Genomic DNA, 23,193 nt, shown 5'->3' with positions numbered 1-23,193 from the left:
TTTATAACGATTTAAGAAATTCTACAATTTGATCGTCGGGAATAACTTTTTCAATTAATCCTATTAGTTCATCTGTTCCAATTTTATTCTTTTCGTAATCCAAAATTGATAGTTGAATCTCGGCTAAATCAAGTGTCAAATTATCCATTAAGTTTTGATTTAATCGATATTCAATTATATCAATAATCAGGCTTCTTGAAAACGTTGGTTTCGCAAAAATAATCGCTTTGAGTATATATTGAGGTATTATGGTTTTATAGGTTACATATTTACCAAGCATAATTGCAAACCATCCTTTTTTTTCCTGATTTGCCATTGTTAAAACTCTTTTTCCGTAAAGTGCTACATCATTTGAATTTAGGTCATCTTTTGCCTGAATCCTTTTCGGAGGAGCTTTATATACAGTCTTTATTAATTGCTTCACTTCCCAAGCATTACCTTCTTTAACAAAATCAACTTCAAATGTGTGCTGTGCATAAAAAACTTGAAGAAATTCATTTCCGTCGACAAAATTATCAAGTGCTACTTTTCTTCTTGCTCCCGATATTGCAGAATTGCGAACTTTACTCTTAAATAATTTAGTTCTTTCAGTGTCGCCAATCACCGTAGATGTATCTACAATTTCGCTGTCAAGATCTGTAATGATACTGCATTTTCTTCTAATACGATCTTTATGAAATAGCTGAGCAACATTTTCGAATCCTGTACTCCCAATATTTATTAAACTTATTCCTAATTCATCTAAACTAAGACCAAGAGCTTTTTTTACCAATGAGGGAATTAGTATTTCTTCGGCATCTCCTTCTACCAAAATTACGCCTTTTGCGAATAGAAGATTACTTCTAACAGAGTCCAAATATCTTTGGATTTGAGTTATTTTTTTTGAGTCTAAACCAACAGAAGGTTGATATACTTCTGCATAATTCCTTTTTTTAGCAAGGATATTTATACTAGAAACATCACTAACTTCAGAAATATACGTTGAATGAGTTGAGTAAATTATTTGAGTATCACTATAATCGAGCTTGTCAAAAAGTGTTTTTTGTATGTGTGTATGAATGTGTGCTTCCGGTTCTTCGATTATTAAAAAATTTGCAAATGTTGATTTAGATTTTTGGTATTTATACTCTAGTAATTTTAGGGTTAGAAATATTAAGTTAGCACCTCCTAAACTTAATTCATGTATACTTCCTTCATAATCTTCATCTGGCTCTCCGATAAATAATTTTAATGATTGAAGAAGTTTATCGGCCTCCTTAGGCAAATTAGATCTGATCGATAAGGAAGAAGGAGAATAAGTTTCTCCAACTGCATCTCTAATAGTCTGCTTAATATCTTTTCGTATAGTTTGCACATCTTTAAGCGTTTCTATCCCTTCATTTATTTCTTTTACTAATTTACTAATTGGAGCAAACTCAGCTTCATCAATTTCTCCACTTTTATGTTTTAATAATGCAAGAAGAGGATTTGTTCTGTTGTCATGAAAATCGTTAACAACGTCACGTAATGCCTGAATAAAAGTGAAAGATATTTCCTTTGCCACTGATAACTGATTAGGAACTCTAATTCCATATTTAGATGTATCAATATTGAAATTAAATTTAACTTCATCAAAATTGCCTACTAAATCATTATAAACGTCAGGGTCGCTGAAATCTGCAATACTTTTACCTGTGAAAATTGTCTCATAATCATCTTTAATATTAATTTCATCAAGTATACTTTGTAAGCCTCTATTGTCTCCTTCTTCTAACTGTGATAGTTTTAATCGGATATCTGCTTTTGGTCTAAAAAACAGATTGTAGGTTGCCCTTTTTACATATTCACTTTCAATAATTGCTGCTCCATGAACAAAAAGTGCCTGAATTGCTTCATCTGCTGAAATTTCATCAAATTCGATACTTATTATTATCCATTGCCCCCTCCAGTCACCTAAGGCACGGTTAAAATCATCAGAAGTTAACTTATAAGCTGCCGAATATAAACTATCATCTAATAGTAATCTTATCGCTTTAAAAAGATTTGTTTTTCCAGAACCATTTTCACCAATAATTGTATTTATTCCTTTCTTAAAATTAAATTTTACATTTGCAAAATTCCTGTAGTTAACTAATGTAACTTTTGATATATGCATTGATTGTTATTTTATCATTATTTTTTCTCTACGCTCCAACTTCAATAATCCGCTCGCAAATGTCTCAACAAACTCAATAATTTTCTTAGCCTATTAAAAATAAATTTTTAACTATCATAAAAGGCAACAAAAATGTCCTTTCTTGAAAATTAGTTGCAATTACGATTTTGAACACACTACCTAAATTTTAGGATTACCTTGATACAAACCGTCAATAAAAGTTTGTGGAACGAGTGAAAATTTCTTTTTAGCTTCATTAAATCTTTGTTCGACCCAAAAAGCTCCTTCTTCACTTAACCATATATCAGGTTTTCTCATTAAAGATAATCTTGGATTTATGTTTTCCTCTCCATTATCGTGTCTTTCTTTGGTCTTTTTGAAACATTCATAACCCAATTCATTCATTAAAACACCCATTTTTGGGCAATTTTTAAAAGTTGTGTTTAAAAATTTAACAGAATGTACTCTAATATAAATTGGAAATTCTTCTTTCCATTCAATATGTTTTTTATCTTCATTACTTGCTATATCTCTAATTCTGTCATGTTTTCTAGCTATTGCTTTTCCAAATATTGCATATTCTTGGTCTTCAATCATTCTAGCTAAATAGACAACATCTCCTTCGTTATACCTTGTAGGTCTTCCAATTCCTTCAGGAAAAGTTATTGCAAAATGACAATGAGTACCATTAATAATATCTACAACATCTTCATTCCAATTTGCTCTTTCATTACCTCTTCCATAAAATTTTATAAAGTAATTTTTGTCTCCAATTACTTTTCTAATAATTGAAGTTCCAAAATCTTTTAAGTTGGCTCCTGCTGTAGTTATTCTATTTTCTGCAATGATTTTTTGCCATTCATTAATTTTATTAGTCTCTAATAAATCATTATTAAATGACCACAATTTGTTAAAATAATCTAACGTCTCTTTAATTTGCACTTCGCTTTCACTCTTAATCCCTAATTCGTGATTATTAAAAAAACCACCATTGGTAAAATTTGCTGAAGTAATAATCATACTATTTGCATCGAAAATATAGGCTTTACTGTGTAAATCTTTTATGCCTTTTATTTCCACATCTTTTTCAATTAATCTTCTTAATGCTTTAAGGCTTGATACTCCTGAGCGAAAATCATTTAAATTATATCTTGTTATAACCTGTATCTTGTTTCCTTTCCAATTATCTAATAAATGTGTTACCATGTTATCCGTAATAAATGGAGATACTATTTTTAACTCTTTAGTAGTCGCTAATTCTTTTAAAAAATTATCTAACCATTTATTTTGGATTACTTTCATTAGTATTTTAAATCTTAAAATTAATATATTTGCAACGATGCATTAATTTGTATTCATTGCAGCGGATTAGGTGTTTTTCTAACTAACTTCTAGAGTTTCGGCTCAAAGTCTTCTTTTAGGCATTGAAATAAGGGATTAGCACCTATTGCCTGTGATGAACTGAATAAAACCAATATTTATCGTAATCTTTACTTTCATTATATTTTCTTAAGATTACTACTTGAATAATTTTGTCTCCTTCATTTTTAGTTTTTACAATACCTCTTATTCCTATTTTTTGTTCTAGATATTCTCCATTTGGCACTTGTTGTAAAAGATAATATTTTTCAACTTCTTCGATTACCTGTTTAGCTGCACCTAATAATTTTAAAGAAATATTTCTTCTTTCTCTTCCTCTTGATTTATTTGTTATATGATTCCATCCAGTTCTTGAAATAATTATTTTCTCACCTCCTAAGGCTTTGCAAGGGAAATAATTGTTGTCAATTAATTTCCAGTCTTTATAAAATTGACGGGCATCCTTTCTGAAATTATCTGAGTTTAAAAGATTTCTGTTAACCAGATTTAAATTAATCCTATCAATATATATATTAGTTTTATAAGGTTCAATTAGTTTTAAAAAATCTCCTTTTGAATGTTCCCCAAATCTATTTTTCTTATCAATCTTTATTATAGTTTTTTTATCTATGTCAAAAACGTTTACATCTTTAACATTCACCCAAAAAGCTTCTGCTTTAATTCTACTTTCTTTCCAATCAATTTCTTTTCTAACATTGCCACTATCAGTAATTACTTCTATTCTAACAATGTTACCATGTTTATCACGTTTTGGAATATAAGGTATTACAAAAACTAAAATGGTTGGAATTAATTGTGTCTTCCAATATGTTATATGCTCGTTTAATTTATTGCTAATCGAAATTTTAATTTCATCTTTATTATAGCTTGATATATAATGAACTCCACATTTAACCTGGACATTAATATTAACACCAATATCTTTTCCGCCTTTTCGCATTATTATAAGACCATCAATGCCTTTGTCATTTCTTTGTTCGATTGGCTGCCAACCACATTCCCAAAACTCAGTGACATATTGAGAAACTACCCTCATTCCGGTAGCTTCATTTTTAGTTCTAACTATTTCTGGTTTTTGCTTCATATAAATGACCATTATGTATTTAACTCACCTCAATTTGATACTCACTTTTCAATGAATCATAAATCCTTTCGATTTCCGCGAAATTTGGTTGTCCATTTAACTTTTGTAGATCATACTCTAAACAAAAATTAATATCCTTTTGCGATAAATAATGTTGATGTATTAAACTTTCATTAATTTGTTCAACAATATCGTAATATTGTCTTGCATCTTCATCCTGACTTTCAATTAAAAACTTTTCAAAACACTCATGAATAATGGGTTTTGAAAATGACTGAATTTCTTCTGCATATCGTAATATATCATTAATCTTAGTTTCAAGATATGTAGTAGTTCTAAAAGGTATTAATCCATTGGCATGAGCAATTTCATTTCGATCTTTTACAAGACTCTTATATCTCCCAACTAGAGCATTTACATCTGAATGAGATGCGCACAAATATTTAAGAAGGTCAAAAATTCGACTTTCTCCTTCTGTACTAAACATAAATGGATTAGTAACTTTATCTAATTTATCACTGAAGCCAAGTTTGATTTTATTAAAATCTTCTTCTTTTACTGATTTTACTTGCCATATATTAAAATACACAAAACTCATAAATAGCATGTGATAAGCCATAAAAGCAAATTGATATTTTTCATTATCATAATTACCTTCAAACGAACTCCACAAGTATTCAATATACTCTTGCTCATTTGTATCTTTAAAACGAACAGGTAAATAATTGAATATATAAGTTGCTTCTTCCATTATCCGTATAGTTCAGAATAATCATTAATACTAACTAGTTCAACATCTAAATTTCGCATAAGATTGCTAACTGAAGGTGCAGGTGTGTCTTTGTAAACATAATATACATTCATGGGGCTACTATATATATTTAAATACCGTTTTCTTTCTATTAAAAGCCAACGTAAAAAGACTTCGTCTAAACCATAAGTTAAACCAAAAATAACAATAGGTAAATTGAACCATATATGAAGCCAAGTTTGATGACCTGACCATAACTCTTGACGCTTGCCATTAAACAATCTATCTTCTCCATTATGAATTAATTTCCTTGCTCTTTCGGAACTTCCCATGTAATCGGTTAGGCCAAGTCGAATACTATCCGTATAACGAACATCTCCGTGAACTTTCCAAATTCCAAAACCATCAGTAGGTAGAATATGTTGTGTTAATCCGTAATACGTTTTCCATGGATAAAAACGTGCAAATCCTTTTGATTCTATATGAAATAATTCTGCATTTATAGATTTCTCAAATACTTCATCAAAATTTGTAGATAAGACAGGGGAATCATTAGCAATTGCAAACTCCATCAACCTCCTATGAATACTAATATTATAAGTTGGTAGTAATTCTAGTTTACTTTTAACATGGTTTTTAACCTCTTTAGGTTCGGTTGAATATATTTCTACCAAATCATAAACTTCTGTATTAGAAAGTCCATCAACTTCAAATCGAATAGGTCTATCGGATGCAGACTTTAATAAATCCTTCCATGACGGCATTATTTTAGCAGCCAAGTTGGGTCCGTTACCAATCAAAAAGGCGACTTTATTATGTCTGTTTACTATTTCTTGTAATGCTCTCATATTACTCTCCCCAGACTTTACCAATTCTATCCTTTATCTTTTGCTCATAAATTGTAATCAACTCTTTATTAGCATTGACCAATGCCTGCTCTTTTTCAATTTGGGAAACGATTTGTTGTTGGGTTTCTATTGGAGGAACTGGAATTTGATATGATTTAACATAATCCGTGGGTACTCGTTGTAAACCACCAGTCCCAGTCATGTTAAGTTTTCCTCTTTCTCTAAAATTAACTGTAATAATATTTAAGTATATCCAAGTTGAAAGAATTTTTTCGTTTGGTCTAAACACATAATATTCACTTGAACCAAAACCAATTCCGTTGACCAATTTTTTAGCTATACCAGCTTTTCCATTTTCAAAACAGGGTGTTACTTTAGCAAGTAATACATCATTTTCCTTAAAATAAGTATAACCTTTGTATACTTCGCTTAAGGGTTTTACTTGATTAGGAATAAAATCGATTTGATTCTCATTCAAATCTGCCATTGGCACAAACGAAACTTGAGTATCGTCATCAAGAGTATTTATTTCCGATTTTTTAGGATTGACTAAGCAAATGTCTTCAAACGCTAACATCTCCCAATCCTTATCAATCTCAATTCTGGGTTTGTAATTATCTACCACCATTTTACCTCCATCAATTATTTTTTGATAGCTCTCAATTTCAGCAACAATTTCTTCTTGAATAGAAAGAGGTGGAAGCGGTATTTTAAGCGAAGAAACATCTGACTGATTAATACTCGGATAAGAGCCTTTGCCCATCATGGAAACCATTTGAGATACCATGTTATCAGTATATAAATTATAAAATAGGAACTTCGAATTTAGATTTTTTTTTGGCCTAAGAACTGCAAAGCCAGTTGATGAAATTGTATTCTCAGGAGGATTTTCAATAAAACCAAAGGCTTTTAAATTTGGTCTTACAGTCGAAAGAATTATATCTTTATCTCGAACTTTTCTTCTAGCTCTAGATGGTGCATTTTCTTTTTTTACGATATTATCATAATTTATTCTACCCGTACCATTTTCAACTGATGCTATATCAATATAAACAAACTCTTCAGTATTAAGATTGGCAGGATCAATAGTTTCAGGATTTATTTCACAGACATTGGATAATAATTCAAATTCATAATTTGAGTTTAAAATTGTATTGACTTTATACTTTTCACCAGTCAAATTATAATCACCACTTTTTCCAATTTCAGCTTTATTTACAGCTTGAGCTAAAAACGTATTTTCAAATAACTTTCCTTCAACACTATTTTGTCTAAACGTTTTTAAAGTTTCAACTGCGTCCTCTAATTGTCCTCCTTTTACGGAATTGCGTTGTGCTCCAAGATTATAACCGTCATTATCAATTTTTATAAATAAAACATCATCCGTTTTCTTAGCTAAATCAGCATCCATCAATAAAATTGATGTTTTTACACCGCTATAAGGATTAAAAACACCTGCGGGCAAACTCACCACGGCATACAAGTATTTGTCCACTAACATTTTTCGCAAGGCTTTATAGGCCGTGCCACTTTGAAAAATTATCCCTTCGGGTACAATAATACCAGCTCTTCCTTTTGGGTTTAAATGTTCAGCTATATAATCTACAAACAATACTTCGCTACGATTGCTGCTTATGGTAAATTTTTTGTGTGGTCGTATACCTCCTTTTGGACTCATAAATGGCGGGTTTGCTAACACCACATCAAAGGTTTCGTCCCAACGGTCTTCACTGCTTAATGTATCATATTCAAAAACATGTGGGTCAGAAAAGCCGTGTAAATACAGATTGACCAAACTTAATCGCACCATATCGGGCGAAATATCATACCCGATAAAATTCTTAATTAACTTTTTACGTTCGTCTGGAGTTAAGATATTATTGTTTTGTTCTTTAATGTGTTTAAAGGCAGAAATCAAAAATCCAGCGGTACCACAGGCTGGGTCAAGAATAGTGTCAGTTTTACTTGGGTTTACGGCTGCAACCAAAAAATCAATAATGTGTCGCGGTGTTCTAAACTGTCCAGCATCACCTTGCGAACCCATTACAGAAAGTAAATATTCAAAGGCATCCCCTAGTTTTTCACTGTGCGTATATTCAAATTCACTTATCGTTTTAAGAAACATTTTCAAAGTTTCGGGGTCACGATAAGGTAAATAGGCATTCTTAAAAATATTAGCAAACAGTTCAGGAATATTAGGGTTTTTTACCATTCCTTCAATCGCTTCCGAATACAGTTTAAGCATTTCGGTAGCACTTACTTTGCTATCAAATAGATTGTCCCAACTGTATTTTTCAAAAGGAATAACAATTTGTTTTTTAATATCATTTGGATCAGGAATTGTATAATCTGAAAAGAATTTTGCCTTTCCACCTAGTTCAATCGCTTCTTTATCCATGTCATCCATGAATTTATAAATCAGCGCAATGGTTATTTGTTCTATTTGTGATTTTGGGTCAGGTAATTTTCCAACCAAAATATCACGGCAATCATCAATTCTTCTTTTTGTTATGTTATCTAACATTATCTTTATTATGGGTATGTATTATTTAATTTTAAAATTATGCTGCAAAATTCTCTAGTTTAATATAATCTTTAATATATACTGGAATTACTTCTCTGTATTTAGCTGCTACTTCTTTAAATTGAGTTATTGTTAAAGTAGGATTAGTTTGTAAGGCTTGAAAATCTTTAGTTTCAATTATTTTCCTAATATCTTGGTCAACAATGTAAGCTTTGAAGAAATATTGTAATGCTCTAATATTTACATCTTCTTCCGGGGGATAGATAGAAATGAATTTATCAAATTCTTCATCAAGCATTTCGTCTTTTGATTTGAATTTAGGTATAATACCAAATATTTTTTCTACCATTTCACGTATGGAAACTTTACGATCTATTTTAGCAGCTTTCCGCAATTTTTCCATATTAAAATATTCATTGGGTTTGTCAAGAATTTCATTTTGAATATGACTCACTATTAGTTCCCAATTACCTAATTCAACATTCTTTTTAATAATGTCGTCCATTATAATTCTATTTTCAAAATCACGATAAAGCATGCGGTCAATCTTCATGCCATCAAGACCTATTTCCTTCTCCTCCATTACTAATAAAGGATCTATAATTTCACTAGTATATTTTTTTATTTTAGAATTTCCACCAGAATTATCAGTTTTACCTTCCCCAGTTTTTGGTAGAATTAAAACCTCATCATAGTCAAATTTCTCTTCAAAATATTCACAGTTGGCAAAAAAATCAAATAATTTAAAGTTCTTCTTATCCTTTTGTATTATTTCCTCTTCATTCAATTCGTTTTTAGATTTAAAGGTAAACGTATGTTTACGGGTGCCACGACCTTTAATCTGAACAAAATCGGATGGACTAAAAACGGGACGCATTAAACAAATATTTAATAAATCAGAACAATCATAACCTGTTGTCATCATTCCAACTGTTATGCAAATACGAGTTTTACTTGATTTATAACCTTCTAGCCAATTAGTTTTTCCATTTAAATTATCATTAGAAAAATTAATGGTCATTTGTTGTGCATCAGTAACCTGTGAAGTTACTTGAACTGCAAAATCGGAATTGTACTTATTTGGAAATAATTTCTCAGCAAATTCGTTTAAAATTTCGGTCAATCGTCTTGCATGATTTTGGCTTACCGCAAAAATGATTGTTTTACCTATTTCGTTAGTTATTGGATCACGCAATGCTTTTTCTAAATATGTTTTGCAAAAAATAGCATTAGTTTTATCAGAAAAGAATTTTTTTTCAAAATCTCTTGAAACAAAAATTTCCGATTCTTCACCTTCTTCCGTTTGCCTAATTACGGCATAACCCTGATCTGAAAGTAATTGTGTAGTAATTTCTGTGCGAGCATCTATCGTGATGGGGTTTCTTAAAAAATCATCTTTAACCCCTTGTAATAAAGTATATCTAAAAGTAGGTTGACCATTATCACACCCAAAAGTATTGTAAGTATCCCGAAGCATTCTACGTTCAATTTCTCTCGGGTCATTTTCTTTTATTTTATCAATATCTACACCTTTCAAATAATCTTTTGGTGTAGCCGTTAATCCTAATTTATAGCCATTAAAATATTCAAAAACTGCTCTCGAGTTTCCAGAAACAGAACGATGCGATTCGTCAGAAATTAATAAATCAAAATCAGTAGGAGTAAACAAATCACGATACTTATTATTAAAAAGCAATGATTGAATAGTAGTAACGACAATTTCTGCTTTATGCCAATCAGTTCTATGTTCTTTGTATATATAAGTGGTATAATCTGGCTTTAAATAATTGGTAAAATCTTTGTAAGCTTGATCTTCTAATTCTATTCTATCAACTAAAAATAAAACTTTTTTCGCATTTTTGGTACGTAAAAATAATTTGATAACCGCAGCAGCTGTTAGAGTTTTACCCGTTCCAGTAGCCATTTCAAAAAGAAATCGATCTTTACCATTGGCAACAGCTTCTTGCAATTTTTGAACAGCCTTTAATTGATAATAGCGTAAAAAGCGAAGCTTATTGTTCCAAATAAAATCAGTACTACTCTCCACTGTCCCATTCCAACTAGGTCTTTCGGCATAGTCTGGCATTTGTACTGAAGCAATATAATCAATACTAACAACTTCACTGGCTAATTCTACTCTGTCTGGATTCCAGTCTTTAATAGCCCCAATTTCGGTAGGAGAAGGGTATTTATAAATGGGTTTGGGATTTCCCTTTTTTAAATCCCATAAATAATGAACAATACCATTCGATAAAATGATATATTGAGCATCCACTGCATTTGCATACTTTCTTGCCTGTTCTTTAGCTACTAATGGATGTAAACTCTCTTTTTTGGCTTCTAAAACACAAATGGGTTTGTTATTTGTATCAACAAGTAGAAAATCGAGAGAACCACTCTTAGTTTTTTCAAAGTCACTACCCCAAGCATCTATTTCTGTTTGGGTGATTTTCACATGATTTTCTAATAAAATATTAGCCCTTCCTAGCTCATTATCAAAGAATCTCCATCCTGCTTCAGAAAGTAGTTGGTTTATTTTGATTCTTGCATGAGCTTCATTTTTCATTAATTTTAAATAATTATTTCTTTAATTGAAATTAAATAATTCGATTGCTAAAGTAAAGATTATTTCATCAAGTATGTTGAGGAAAGCCGTAAATAGAAACATTTCTATAAAAATATTTTAAAGAATCATAATTTTATCTTTTGTAAGAATTTATATTGACATTAAAAAACACTTTTACAAATCGTTTTGCAAAAGTGTTTTTGATTTAACATATAAAACTTAATTATATTTCTATACTTAATGATGGTTGAAATGGTATTGCAATGTTAAAGAATAATTTTGCAAGGGTGGTTTTGCAAAAGAGTTTTTATATATTTTTAATACAATTTATTGATTTCTCTCAATTACAATGATGTTACAAAAGCATTGCAATATCAACGAATAATTTTGCAATGGAGGTCTTGCAAAAGCACTTTTGCACGCTCAATTGATTTATCAATCTCCATGAACACTTGTTGAAGTTGAAAAGAGGTAATGCAATGCTAAAGAATAATTTTGCAATGTAGGTTTTGCAAAACCTTTGATTCCTAGGTTTTTTTGTAACAGTCGTTTAACAGATTGTCAACAATAAATTTTATTATTTTTTTCTATAAAATATATTCAATGATAATTATTTTTCGAATTTTAAAATCTACTCAACCGTTCTTTCATTAAGCTAAAATACTTTTCTTTCATAGTGGCAGACAAAAAAGAGATCTCAATTAATTCCGTCCATTTTGGAGCAGTTTTAAATAGGTCGTTTACTATTTTATCAATTGTCTTGTCATTCAATTGCAATCTTTCTTTGGCAAAATAATCGATCAAGTCGGTATTCTTAAAATTGCTTTTCTTTCCTTTAAGCGTTAATGCCATTTCTTCTTGTGGATTTTTGACTGCAATAGATGAATTTAGGAAATCATAAGCGGGAGTTAATGTTGTTTTACCAGATTTTGTAATCAATGAAAAATTTTTAAGATGCATGTCTTCATTGCCAGTCACAAAACAAAATAAAATCCTTTTGAAAAATTCAGCTTTTTCTAGGACTGGAAAAGTACAGTAATCCTCTAAAACTTGGACTACTTTTTCCATGCTGTAATTGTATTTTGTATCTCTTGAATTTCCTGTCAATTGTGTAAAATCTTCTGTAGCATATTTTTTGCCTTTTCCATGTCGGTCAAATCGTTTGATGAAATAGGATTTAGAATTGTCTTTAGAATAAATTAATCCATGAAGAGGAACGTCAATTCCATACACTTTTGCCATACGCATTGTTACATCTTCATTTTCGGGCAATTCTGGAAATAAATCATTTTGTGGTTTGATAATATAATTTCCAAACTGATCCACAATTTCAAATTGATTGTTTGCAATAGATAAAATAGCACTCAATTTAGGTTGAACGCCTTGGATAGATAATTTACTGGCTCTGTTTGCAGCTTCTTGTCTTTGTTCTGATGCTGAAAATGGCAAATCCTGAATTGCAGTTAGTTTTGGGGATAGCATTCGTAATCCTTCAATACTGTATTTATCATTACCACAAAGTGCATAGGATATAGGGCATCTATTCATGACTATCAGCTTTAACAGTTACAGCACCTACCAAATCATTTCCAGTTGCAATTAATTGTGATAAATAATCTTTTTTATCAAATTTATTGATTTTCAAAAGTCCTTCCAGCATGATACCTTCGGGCAATAATCCTTCAAAAAAAGGTGGGAAATGATTAAAGGAATACACTTTTTGATGAACAGGCATTGTCAGAGAAACAGGTTCTAAATTATAGTCGGGATCATATTTAAAAGTATAGTGTCCCAACTCTTCCTCTATCAATTCACCAGCCCTATTATTATGGACATAAACAATAGCTTTTCTCATACTTATTTATTTAAAGGACTTATAAATTGAACTTCAATATTTAAAACATTCAGTATGGATTTTAGATTATTCCACTTAACCGTTTCTTTATTTTTTTCTAAATCAAATACGGTAGTTTTACCGATACCCGCTAAGTTTGCCAGTTCCAATTGTGTTAGCCCCGCTTTTTTTCTATGCGTTTTGATAAAGTCCCCTAAATTAAAATCATTCATAATTACTGTTTAAGCAGTAAATTTAGACTTATTAATCAATATAAACAAGTGATTTTAAATAAAACAACCTATTATTACCATTATAGCAGTAAAAATAGACTGTTTTATTTATTTTGCTAAACTAAAATAGGAAAAAATATTTTTTTTACTGCTATAGCGAGAAAAATGTAGTCAATGGAAGGATTGCAATAGAAGGATTGCAAAACTATTTGTTGATATTTTGTACACTATCCATTGATTTCTCTATCTTTATTATACTTGCAAAGGTTTCACAACACTTTTTGCAAAACCTTTGCAAAGCTTTTGCAATACCCTTTGTGAAAAAAAATCTAAAAATAAAACCTTTTGTTACGCAAAATAGAAGCTATAATTCTTTTGAAAAAATTTTATCTTTATTAAAAAGAAAGTTCCGGAAAATTAAAAACTTCTTTAATTTTTTTTACTGGAATAATCTTTTCTTTTCTTTGATCTTTATCGTGAAAGTTTAAGTATTCCTTAAAAAAAACGTCTCCTCTATTATATGCTTCCTCAATTGATATTTGATTAAAAATAGAATTTTTAAAATCCGTATCAAAAACATTCTTCAAATCTGAAATGATCGGTAATTCTTTTTTGGTATTTGATTTAAATCGTTTGTCAAACTCAATTGCTCCTATTTGAAAATCAGAAACCTCTTTTTTGTCAATCATTGCAATTAGTTCAGTTTTCAATTGGTTTTGGATCTCAATATTTTCATCTATTTTTAGATTATGTTTTTGACCAGCAACATCGCAAAGGATTAAAAACAATTGTTGTGCAATTTGTCGATTATTTATCAATCGGTTATACTCTTTTAACTCCCGCTCATATTTTATAACTGTACGTTGTGTAACTGCATTTTGAATTTTAGTATTCAACGTAAAACCGTTAAGAGTTACCCTCTTTATACTGCTATTATAAAGAGGGTCTCCACTAACTCTTTTACGTGGCTTTCTCTCTAAACCAGTACATAACAAATTGAATTTGCTGATTATTACATAAATCAAAACATTGTTTACCTTTTTACCATTTATAATTAATTCGTCCACATAACTATAATCATTGTTTATGATTCGTTCCTTTATTAAACAAAATAAATTATAATAATTAGTAGTCGTATTTACAATCTTTTCGGCTTCATTCCGTGCCTGTGAATAATCTCTAATTTTTTTAAATAACATAGGCACAAGAACATTATAATTGCGCTCTTTTACGACAACAAGCTTGGGCAAATATTTAAACTTTACAACTCTTAAATACACAGCTTTCACATTAAACACATATTGACTATGTGCTCTAATATGTTGCAGAATCAAATACACATGTTCAGGTTTTGTAGGTCTATTATTCAAAAACTGTAACGTACTCAACATTGTTTCAATTTTGAGAAGGAACGTGCTGTAATCAATTCTAAAATCGTTCATATTAAAACTTGCATCAATATATTGAAACTTTTCTTTATAAAAAACAAAACCATTAGCTACACCCTTAACTTCGGGTTTTATTGCATCATGTCTGATAACCAAATTTAATCCCTTTGGAACACTCCTGACATAAGCATACGGCAAACGTTTGTCTGACAAACTGAAAGTTTCTTTATAAATGGGTCGGTTTAGTTCCTTATATCCAAAATCGCAATTTGGATCTACCTTAAGATGCGCTGGTTTTATTTTACTGTCAATAAACAATACTGCATCGTGCAACCGTCCATAATGTTTTAAATCATTGTTAAAAACGAAATGTTTTATTGCCGCACTTTCATACTCTGTCATAAACGAATAAAATTTCGCTTTAGGACTGTGAGTTAGTGTTACAAGATGTTCACATTGCTTTTGAGTATAACCACAAGCTAAAAAAAACGTTATTGTTTCTACTTTGCTTTTATACTCTCTACTATTGCAAACGGTATTAAATAACACTTTTGCTTCACCTCTTGTTATCTTGTTAGATTGCATCAAATTATTATAAACTTGATCTTTTAATTTTGCGCCAGTTTCAACATCTAAAAAGGTAGGGAATGCACTTTTTATATCACATTCTATTATTTTGAACGGAGCGAGACTTCGCAATTGTCGAGACGTCTTCGTTAAAGGATTAAATTCTCTGTTGTCTTTGTCTGACACGACAAAATTTGTTGTTGACAATCCCAATTCTTTACATACTAGAAATAAAATTCCATGATACCATTGACTAACTAATGCAAAGCCGTTTATGGGTGTTTTTTTGTTTTTTATATCATCAATATTACTATACTTTTTTTCCAAATAAATTGGATCAAAATTATATTGTGCAATTGGTAACTTTTCGCCCGTAGCTATATAGTGATTTACATAGTCAATATGTTGGTGGTGCCCAAAATGTGGCGAATTAAAATACCATGCACTTTGAATAATTAACCAACAATGTTTGAATAATGGTGCTTCATTTAATTTATAAAATTTCACATCCCGTTCGTGAATTGCTGTGTACGATGTTAGATTATTAGCATCTAAAAACCCTTTTACCATTTCTAATGAATAGTAACTATCCTTTATTTTATCCTTGAAGATTTCAGAGAAAAAATAAGCCATTGCCAAACGTGTTATTTCTGAAAAGTTTTCGCCCGTTCCTCTATCACCTTTAATACAATTTAAAGCTTTTATAAAGTCTGTTCCGATAGTAACCGAAATGCGATTTTGAATATCAGTTTTTAAATTAGAATCATTAAAGAAGTCTAATTTAATCCCTTCAGCAATATAGTTTTTTGGCAAGGCTGTTGGTTTTGCCGAATCCAAAACCGTTATCCGTTAATAGGTTTAACGGCTTCTAAAACTTGGATTTTTGAATAAAATACCCGATTTCCAATTCCGAAACTTTTCAATTTTCCCGATTTGGTATGCTTCCAAAGAGTTGTGAAATTTATACTCAAAAGTGCGCAAACTTGTTTTCGAGTAATTAAGTCATTTTCAGGTTCTACCTTTACAGGTTGTTGAAGTTGTGAAATTTGAGCTTGCAAAAGTGGTGCAAGTACTTCAGCTAATTGCTCTAATGTGATGCCGTTTAAGAAAATTGGTGTGTTCATTTTGTGTCTTATTAATATTAAGACACAAATAGCAGTTAGGTTTTTTCTAGGGTTTCCCTAAATCGTTTCATTAAGATTGAAACCCATTTTTACAAGTTGCTGTTCTACTCTATTAACAGCTTTTCGAGAATTTAAAGGATTGTTTTTGGAATCGACATCTTTAGATACGATGGGGTTTATCATTGGTTGGATAGTTGTTGCTTTTTCTCCAATTATTGCACTTAAAACGGTAGCTAAACTATTAGTTGATGATTGAAATGGCTGTTTTGCTTTTAAAAAATCAATAATTCCTAACTTTTGCAAATAGATAATTTTTTCAGTTGCTGTCGTATTGTTCAAATCTATCACTTCGAATTCTAGTACTTTGAAATCATTATTTTCAATAAAATTTGCATAATTTTCAGGATATAATTTTGACTTCAATTTTTTGTAAATTGGGTAATCCTCCACTGATAAGCCTCTATGTTCCCTGATTTCGAAATCATCAAATTCGTTTAATTTAAAGAACATTACAAGTAAATCTGAATTATTTGAAAGCAATCTTGAAATTTCGTTTTTAACTTCAATTAATGCGATCTCTTTAATAAATTTTGGATAATTGTAATCGGCAGGAAGATCCAAAGCATTAATTTTATCAAATTCAATTTTTATCTCATTTTCAAAAACTTCTTGTACTTCATCAACGGAATAAATACTGTGTCGTTTACAAAAAAATTGGTGTAAATTTTCATTATTGTATAAAATGTACTTATTTATAAAATCATTACTCAAATAAAATCTTACCTCATTAATCGAATTTCCAAATGTTCTCTTTTGGCTATGTCTTTTGATGAAAAAATTTTTTATCAAAATTTCTGCTTTAGAATAATATTTTGAATAGAAACCTTCATATATATTTTCGTAATTCATTGTATTGTTTTTAAGTTGCTTATTATATCAGAAAAAATTCAGTTCTTTTAATTTGAATTTTCAGCTAACGGTTTAAGTTTATTGAAATATTCTAACATTTGATATGCATTATCATAGGTAGTTTTTCCAATATAATTTAAAAAAACAGCTTCCGTACCGTGAGCGGTTATATTCATCAAAACAGATGTTGGAATTCTTCCGTAAAAGTTAGTTGCAAAAGAGCGTCTGCAAACGTGAGAACTTATAACTTTCCATTTCTCATAATAACCTGCCGTTAAGGTTCTTTTATCATCAATGCGCATTTTACCTTTTACCTTTGTATTAATTTTTGCTATTTCACAAACCTCTTTACTGTATTTATTAAAATGCTCTAAATTTATTTTGTAAGGCAATCCACTTTCTACTATTTCAAGTGCTTCGGGTAGTAATGGAATTGCAACCAGCTTACCAGTTTTCTGTTGCTTCAATTCAATTATGCTCATACCGTTTAACCCTTTTATGTTTTTGTCGGTTATATTTAGTAAATCTCCTGCCCTTTGCCCGATTAAGCACCCAAGTAAAAGCCATTTTCTAGCATTTATATGTGCTTCACGTAACAAAGTTGCATTTTTTATAAGTTCCTGTTCTGCTTCTGTTAGAATAATAATTTGATCAGGTTCTTTAACTTCTTTAATCGCTTTTATTTGTTTGAACTGTGGATGTGTTGGAATACCATTTAAAGAAGCCTTATTGACAACCGCCCTTAACAATGAAATATAAGTACCTATATAATTTATGGAACGCCCCTTACTTTTATGATACTTTTTAAAAACATCAATAAAATTTAAATCAATATCTCTAATAAGTATTTGCTTTCCTTTTAAAACATCGGTCTCATAGTTCACAATAAATTTTTTAAGATTATCTAAATTTTTTATTGAACCGCTTGTTAAATTGTCTCCGTTATTAATATAAGCATCAATAGAATTGGATAATACGTCTAAGTCTACAACAACAATTTTATTATTGAATAAATCAATTTGATGTTGTAACCAATCACCTGTAAATACTATTCCTTTGCTTATCGCATTGTTATAAGCATCATTAATAAAAACAGCTAGTTTGTCCAGCTTAGATTTAATCGCTTTCAAATCTTCATTTCTCTGAATTGGTTGTGCTTTATCTTCGCTCCAGTCTTTTGGATTAATTACAAAACCTGTTTTACGTTTCAAAACTAAAGTTCTGTTTATCGAATACCGTACGTATATATTTGAATTGTCGTTTTTACTTTGAAGTAAATATTTTATAGTAGCCATATCTTATTTGCTTATGCCAAACAAATATATAAATAATATATATATCTAGTCAGCATTTAGTCAACCAAATGCGTATTTATATAAATTCAAGACAAATCAAAATGTATTATAAAAAGACAAAAACCACTGAAAACATTGGGCTTTCAGTGGTTTTTTAAAATCATCGAGGAACGTCCAAATACGTGCTTTTACATATTTCTGCGATACTGCCCTCCCACTTCAAACAAAGCTGCCGTAATTTGACCCAAAGTACAAAACTTAGTAGCTTCCATTAAATGTTCAAACATGTTCTCATTTTTAATAGCCGCTTCTTGAATACTGTCCAATTGTTCTTTTACTTGTTTTGCATTGGCTTTATGAAGGTTTTCCAGGGTTTGAATTTGGAATTGTTTCTCTTCTTCCGTTGCACGAATTACCTCAGCAGGAATCACTGTTGGTGAGCCTTTTGAGCTCAAGAACGTGTTTACGCCAATAATTGGAAACTCTCCCGTATGTTTCAACGTTTCATAATACAAACTTTCTTCCTGAATTTTAGAACGTTGATACATGGTTTCCATAGCACCAAGAACACCACCTCTTTCGGTAATTCTGTCGAATTCCATCAAAACCGCATTTTCTACCAAGTCTGTCAATTCTTCTATGATAAAAGAACCTTGTATTGGGTTTTCGTTCTTAGTTAACCCTAATTCTTTATTGATAATCAACTGAATGGCCATAGCACGACGCACTGATTCTTCGGTTGGTGTTGTAATTGCTTCATCGTAAGCATTAGTATGCAATGAGTTACAATTATCATAAATAGCATACAACGCTTGTAATGTCGTACGAATATCATTAAAATCAATTTCCTGAGCATGTAAGGATCGACCTGATGTTTGAATATGGTATTTCAACATTTGGGCTCTTTCGTTGGCTCCGTATTTGTTTTTCAAGGCTTTCGCCCAAATTTTACGGGCCACACGACCAATTACAGCATATTCAGGATCGATACCATTAGAAAAGAAGAAAGATAAGTTGGGCCCAAAATCGTTGATATCCATTCCACGGCTCAAATAATATTCCACATAAGTGAATCCGTTTGAAAGTGTGAAAGCCAATTGCGTAATCGGATTAGAACCCGCTTCGGCAATATGATAGCCTGAAATCGAAACGGAATAAAAATTACGAACATTATTCGTGATAAAATATTCCTGAACGTCACCCATCAAACGCAAAGCGAATTCTGTTGAGAAAATACAGGTGTTTTGTGCCTGGTCTTCTTTTAAAATATCGGCCTGAACGGTGCCGCGAACTTGCGAAAGGGTTCTAACTTTAATTTCATTATAAACATCTAAAGGCAAAACCTGATCTCCGGTAACACCCAAAAGCATCAATCCTAAACCATTATTCCCTTCGGGTAAGTCGCCATTATAACGGGGACGGGCTACTCCTTTTTCTTTATAGATTTCATTTATCTTTTCTTCAACTACATCTTCAATTTCATTTTTTTTGATGTAAAATTCACATTGTTGATCGATGGCAGCATTCATAAAAAAACCAAGTAACATAGGTGCCGGACCATTAATGGTCATACTCACCGAAGTCATCGAATGAACTAAATCGAAACCGGAATACAGTTTCTTCGCATCATCCAAACAACAAATAGAAACTCCCGCATTTCCGATTTTTCCATAAATATCAGGACGAACATGAGGATCATTACCGTACAAAGTCACACTGTCAAAAGCGGTAGACAAACGTTTTGCCGGCAAACCTGCACTTACATAATGAAAACGTTTATTGGTTCGTTCCGGTCCACCTTCTCCAGCAAACATTCGAGACGGATCTTCACCTTCGCGTTTGAAAGGATACAGTCCTGAAGTGAACGGGAATTCTCCCGGTACATTTTCTTGCAAACACCAACGTAAAATATCGCCCCAAGCTTCATACTTAGGCAACGCTATTTTTGGAATTTGAGAATGTGATAAACTTTCGGTGTGAGTAGCAATTTTGATTTCCTTGTCTCTTACTTTAAAAGTATAAACCGGATTTTTGTATTTATTAACTTTTTCGTCCCAAGTCAGGATTATTTCCCAATTGTAGGGATCTAAATCCATTTTTACTTTATCAAACTGGTTCAGTAAAAGGTTAAGGAAAATTCTATTTTCATCGTGTTCTTCAATAGCACTCGGAAGTACCGAACTATCGTCAATTCCTACTTTATTAATGATTGGCATTTTTCCGGAAACGCTTTCAATCGTTTTGAAAATACCAAATAATTTTTGTGCTGTTTTTTGTTGAGTCAATGCTGTTGCATCATATTTTCTGTTACTTTCTGCAATCTCAGATAAATAACGGGTTCTGTGTGGCGGAATGACGAAAATTTTCTCGCTCATTTCACGCGTGATTTTAAAAGTAGATTTCAAATCACTATCCGTTTTCTCTACAATCTTATCCATAATCGCTTTGTACAGCGTGTTCATTCCCGGATCGTTAAACTGCGAAGCAATAGTTCCAAAAACAGGCATTTCATCTGGATTTACATCCCAAAGATTATGGTTGCGCTGGTATTGTTTTTTTACATCACGAATAGCATCAAGTGCTCCACGCTTGTCGAATTTGTTTAATGCTACTAAATCAGCGAAATCTAACATATCGATTTTTTCCAATTGGGTGGCCGCTCCAAATTCGGGTGTCATTACATATAATGAAACATCAGAATGATCCATAATTTCGGTATCGGACTGACCAATCCCTGAAGTCTCCAAAATGATGATATCATAATTTGCCGCTTTAATTACTTGAATAGCATCAGCAACATATTTCGACAAAGCCAAATTCGATTGACGCGTAGCCAACGAACGCATATAAACTCTCGGGTTGTTAATCGCATTCATACGAATTCTGTCTCCTAAAAGTGCTCCTCCCGTTTTACGTTTGGATGGATCCACAGAAATCAATCCGATGGTTTTTTCTGGGAAATCGATTAAAAAACGGCGCACCAATTCATCCACCAAAGATGATTTTCCAGAACCCCCTGTACCTGTAATTCCCAAAACAGGAATTTTTGAATTCTCATTTTTTTTATGAATTTGATCAAAAACAGGTTTTGCTATTTCAGGAAAATTCTCTGCAGCAGAGATCAATCTTGCTATTGCGGTTGGATTTTTGGATTCTAATTGATCAATTTCTCCATGCAATTTATCTCCTACAGGAAAATCAGAACGTTGCACCAAATCATTAATCATTCCTTGCAATCCCATTGCACGTCCATCATCCGGAGCATATATACGGGTGATTCCGTAATCTTGCAATTCAGCAATTTCTGAAGGCAAAATTACCCCGCCGCCGCCGCCGAAAATCTTGATATGACCTGCGCCTTTTTCCTGCAACAAATCATACATATATTTAAAATACTCATTGTGACCGCCTTGGTATGAAGTCATGGCAATGGCATTAGCATCTTCCTGAATGGCTGTGTTTACGACTTCTTCAACGCTTCTGTCGTGACCCAAATGGATAACCTCAACACCAGTGGCCTGAATAATTCTGCGCATGATGTTAATTGCTGCATCATGACCATCAAAAAGGGAGGCTGCTGTTACAATTCTTACTTTATTCTTAGGTATATATGGTTTTACTTGTTCCATTTTTATTTTAATGACATTTTTAAGTGCGCAATTTACGGAAATAATAAAAATTTGCCGTTTAAAATTTGAAATTTAAGATTGTTATTGTGAAATTTTTATGAAGAAATCTTTTTTGGGGAGTTGAATTCACTTTGCTTTTATTTTTATTAAGCAATCAGCAAAATATATTTGAAAAGAAAGAGAAAAATTGAAGGATCATTACAGTTAAATTCTTACTTGAAAAGATTTCGTATAAAAAAACGCCCAATCAATTGAGCGTTTTATTTTTTTAATCTGAAATTTCAATTTCTCTGGTTTTTCCATTATTTTCAAACAATACTTTAGTCCAGAATGATTTTGCTTTTTTATTAGTAGGATACCAATTTCTATTTTCTTCCACAAGGATAAAAAGTCCGGTATCGGTTCCTAAAACAATAAATTTCTTACCTTTTGGTTGTTTTGAAAATACCGAAAGACCATATTTTTCAATTATTTCATCACTTTGTTGGGCCACATTTTTAGATACAAAACCGACTTCACTGACTGATAAAATTGATGAACCGTCAAATGGTTTCTCGGATGCATTGTCTAAATCATAACGGGCGATAAACTCTAAAACACTTCCATCATTGTCATAAAAATAAAAAGACTTTGCATTCCAATTATAAAAATCCGCAATTTTATCAGGCGGAATAACTTCTAATATTTCCGTTTTCTTTTCTATCCATGCAAAAGCTTCCAACAGTTTGTTGTTTGGAATATCAAAAGCAAAATGATACTCTGGTCTTTTATTTTCGGAAGCCCTGAAAGTCAGTTTTGTTGCGCCTGCTGCAAATGAAACACTCGATATATTTTTTGAAACAGTTTGCAATCCCAAGACTTCATTATAAAAAACCTCCGTTTGATTGATGTCATCTGACAATAATTCCAGTTCAAGAATGTTCATTT

General features: G+C 31.3%; 16 protein-coding genes. All 16 read right to left on the bottom strand.

All coding sequences use genetic code 11. The features are described from left to right. Position 1: 1 nt before the first annotated feature. Positions 2-2,134, bottom strand: coding sequence for an ATP-dependent nuclease (locus tag VI621_RS01475; protein ID WP_324216620.1), 2,133 nt, complete (start codon positions 2,132-2,134; stop codon positions 2-4). A 180-nt stretch (positions 2,135-2,314) separates the two neighbouring features. Further along, on the bottom strand, positions 2,315-3,436 hold the full coding sequence (locus VI621_RS01470; protein WP_324216619.1) for a phospholipase D family protein: 1,122 nt from the start codon (positions 3,434-3,436) through the stop codon (positions 2,315-2,317). Positions 3,437-3,578: 142 nt separating this feature from the next. Beyond that, the gene (locus tag VI621_RS01465) at positions 3,579-4,598 is read right to left on the bottom strand and encodes a DUF4365 domain-containing protein (protein WP_324216618.1); all 1,020 of its coding nucleotides are present in this window, start codon (positions 4,596-4,598) and stop codon (positions 3,579-3,581) included. Positions 4,599-4,617: 19 nt separating this feature from the next. Beyond that, positions 4,618-5,349, bottom strand: coding sequence for a hypothetical protein (locus VI621_RS01460; protein WP_324216617.1), 732 nt, complete (start codon positions 5,347-5,349; stop codon positions 4,618-4,620). Continuing rightward, entirely contained in the window at positions 5,349-6,197 is an 849-nt protein-coding gene (locus VI621_RS01455; RefSeq protein WP_324216616.1) for a hypothetical protein, read from the bottom strand. Before VI621_RS01455 ends, VI621_RS01460 begins: the two co-directional genes overlap by 1 nt. 1 nt (position 6,198) lies before the next feature. Continuing rightward, a complete protein-coding gene (locus VI621_RS01450; RefSeq protein ID WP_324216615.1) occupies positions 6,199-8,721 on the bottom strand; it encodes an N-6 DNA methylase in 2,523 nt (840 codons plus the stop codon). Positions 8,722-8,758: 37 nt separating this feature from the next. Continuing rightward, entirely contained in the window at positions 8,759-11,287 is a 2,529-nt protein-coding gene (locus VI621_RS01445) for a DEAD/DEAH box helicase family protein (protein WP_324216614.1), read from the bottom strand. Between the two features lie 624 nt (positions 11,288-11,911). Further along, positions 11,912-12,835 carry a HipA domain-containing protein gene (locus VI621_RS01440; RefSeq protein ID WP_324216613.1) on the bottom strand — a complete coding sequence of 308 codons (924 nt, stop codon included), beginning with the start codon at positions 12,833-12,835 and terminating at the stop codon, positions 11,912-11,914. Then, complete coding sequence (locus VI621_RS01435; protein ID WP_324216612.1) at positions 12,828-13,142, bottom strand: HipA N-terminal domain-containing protein; 315 nt, start codon at positions 13,140-13,142, stop codon at positions 12,828-12,830. Before VI621_RS01435 ends, VI621_RS01440 begins: the two co-directional genes overlap by 8 nt. Positions 13,143-13,144: 2 nt before the next feature. Then, positions 13,145-13,354, bottom strand: a complete 210-nt coding sequence (locus tag VI621_RS01430) for a helix-turn-helix domain-containing protein (protein ID WP_324216611.1) — start codon at positions 13,352-13,354, stop codon at positions 13,145-13,147. Between the two features lie 395 nt (positions 13,355-13,749). Further along, the gene (locus tag VI621_RS01425; protein ID WP_324216610.1) at positions 13,750-16,146 is read right to left on the bottom strand and encodes a hypothetical protein; all 2,397 of its coding nucleotides are present in this window, start codon (positions 16,144-16,146) and stop codon (positions 13,750-13,752) included. A gap of 5 nt (positions 16,147-16,151) precedes the next feature. Next, the gene (locus VI621_RS01420) at positions 16,152-16,433 is read right to left on the bottom strand and encodes a helix-turn-helix domain-containing protein (RefSeq protein ID WP_324216609.1); all 282 of its coding nucleotides are present in this window, start codon (positions 16,431-16,433) and stop codon (positions 16,152-16,154) included. Positions 16,434-16,490: 57 nt separating this feature from the next. Continuing rightward, the gene (locus VI621_RS01415) at positions 16,491-17,342 is read right to left on the bottom strand and encodes a hypothetical protein (RefSeq protein ID WP_324216608.1); all 852 of its coding nucleotides are present in this window, start codon (positions 17,340-17,342) and stop codon (positions 16,491-16,493) included. A 47-nt stretch (positions 17,343-17,389) separates the two neighbouring features. After that, complete coding sequence (locus VI621_RS01410; protein WP_324216607.1) at positions 17,390-18,637, bottom strand: phage integrase SAM-like domain-containing protein; 1,248 nt, start codon at positions 18,635-18,637, stop codon at positions 17,390-17,392. 188 nt (positions 18,638-18,825) lie between these two features. Then, the gene (locus tag VI621_RS01405) at positions 18,826-22,266 is read right to left on the bottom strand and encodes a methylmalonyl-CoA mutase family protein (protein ID WP_324216606.1); all 3,441 of its coding nucleotides are present in this window, start codon (positions 22,264-22,266) and stop codon (positions 18,826-18,828) included. A gap of 268 nt (positions 22,267-22,534) precedes the next feature. Next, complete coding sequence (locus tag VI621_RS01400) at positions 22,535-23,191, bottom strand: glyoxalase (protein ID WP_324216605.1); 657 nt, start codon at positions 23,189-23,191, stop codon at positions 22,535-22,537. Between the last annotated feature and the right edge of the window lie 2 nt (positions 23,192-23,193).

The organism is Flavobacterium sp., from assembly GCF_035292545.1.
GTDB lineage: Bacteria > Bacteroidota > Bacteroidia > Flavobacteriales > Flavobacteriaceae > Flavobacterium.
The sequence above is the reverse complement of the archived record's forward strand: the minus strand, read 5'-3'. Positions and strand labels throughout refer to the sequence as shown.

Bases quoted from the DNA above. Each gene is read 5' to 3' on its own strand.
- VI621_RS01455 (WP_324216616.1), bottom strand. From the start codon at position 6,197: ATGAGAGCATTACAAGAAATAGTAAACAGACATAATAAAGTCGCCTTT.
- VI621_RS01460 (WP_324216617.1), bottom strand. From the start codon at position 5,349: ATGGAAGAAGCAACTTATATATTCAATTATTTACCTGTTCGTTTTAAA.
- VI621_RS01430 (WP_324216611.1), bottom strand. From the start codon at position 13,354: ATGAATGATTTTAATTTAGGGGACTTTATCAAAACGCATAGAAAAAAA.
- VI621_RS01475 (WP_324216620.1), bottom strand. From the start codon at position 2,134: ATGCATATATCAAAAGTTACATTAGTTAACTACAGGAATTTTGCAAAT.
- VI621_RS01420 (WP_324216609.1), bottom strand. From the start codon at position 16,433: ATGAACACACCAATTTTCTTAAACGGCATCACATTAGAGCAATTAGCT.
- VI621_RS01415 (WP_324216608.1), bottom strand. From the start codon at position 17,342: ATGAATTACGAAAATATATATGAAGGTTTCTATTCAAAATATTATTCT.
- VI621_RS01465 (WP_324216618.1), bottom strand. From the start codon at position 4,598: ATGAAGCAAAAACCAGAAATAGTTAGAACTAAAAATGAAGCTACCGGA.
- VI621_RS01445 (WP_324216614.1), bottom strand. From the start codon at position 11,287: ATGAAAAATGAAGCTCATGCAAGAATCAAAATAAACCAACTACTTTCT.
- VI621_RS01470 (WP_324216619.1), bottom strand. From the start codon at position 3,436: ATGAAAGTAATCCAAAATAAATGGTTAGATAATTTTTTAAAAGAATTA.
- VI621_RS01435 (WP_324216612.1), bottom strand. From the start codon at position 13,142: ATGAGAAAAGCTATTGTTTATGTCCATAATAATAGGGCTGGTGAATTG.
- VI621_RS01450 (WP_324216615.1), bottom strand. From the start codon at position 8,721: ATGTTAGATAACATAACAAAAAGAAGAATTGATGATTGCCGTGATATT.
- VI621_RS01410 (WP_324216607.1), bottom strand. From the start codon at position 18,637: ATGGCTACTATAAAATATTTACTTCAAAGTAAAAACGACAATTCAAAT.
- VI621_RS01440 (WP_324216613.1), bottom strand. From the start codon at position 12,835: ATGAATAGATGCCCTATATCCTATGCACTTTGTGGTAATGATAAATAC.
- VI621_RS01405 (WP_324216606.1), bottom strand. From the start codon at position 22,266: ATGGAACAAGTAAAACCATATATACCTAAGAATAAAGTAAGAATTGTA.
- VI621_RS01400 (WP_324216605.1), bottom strand. From the start codon at position 23,191: ATGAACATTCTTGAACTGGAATTATTGTCAGATGACATCAATCAAACG.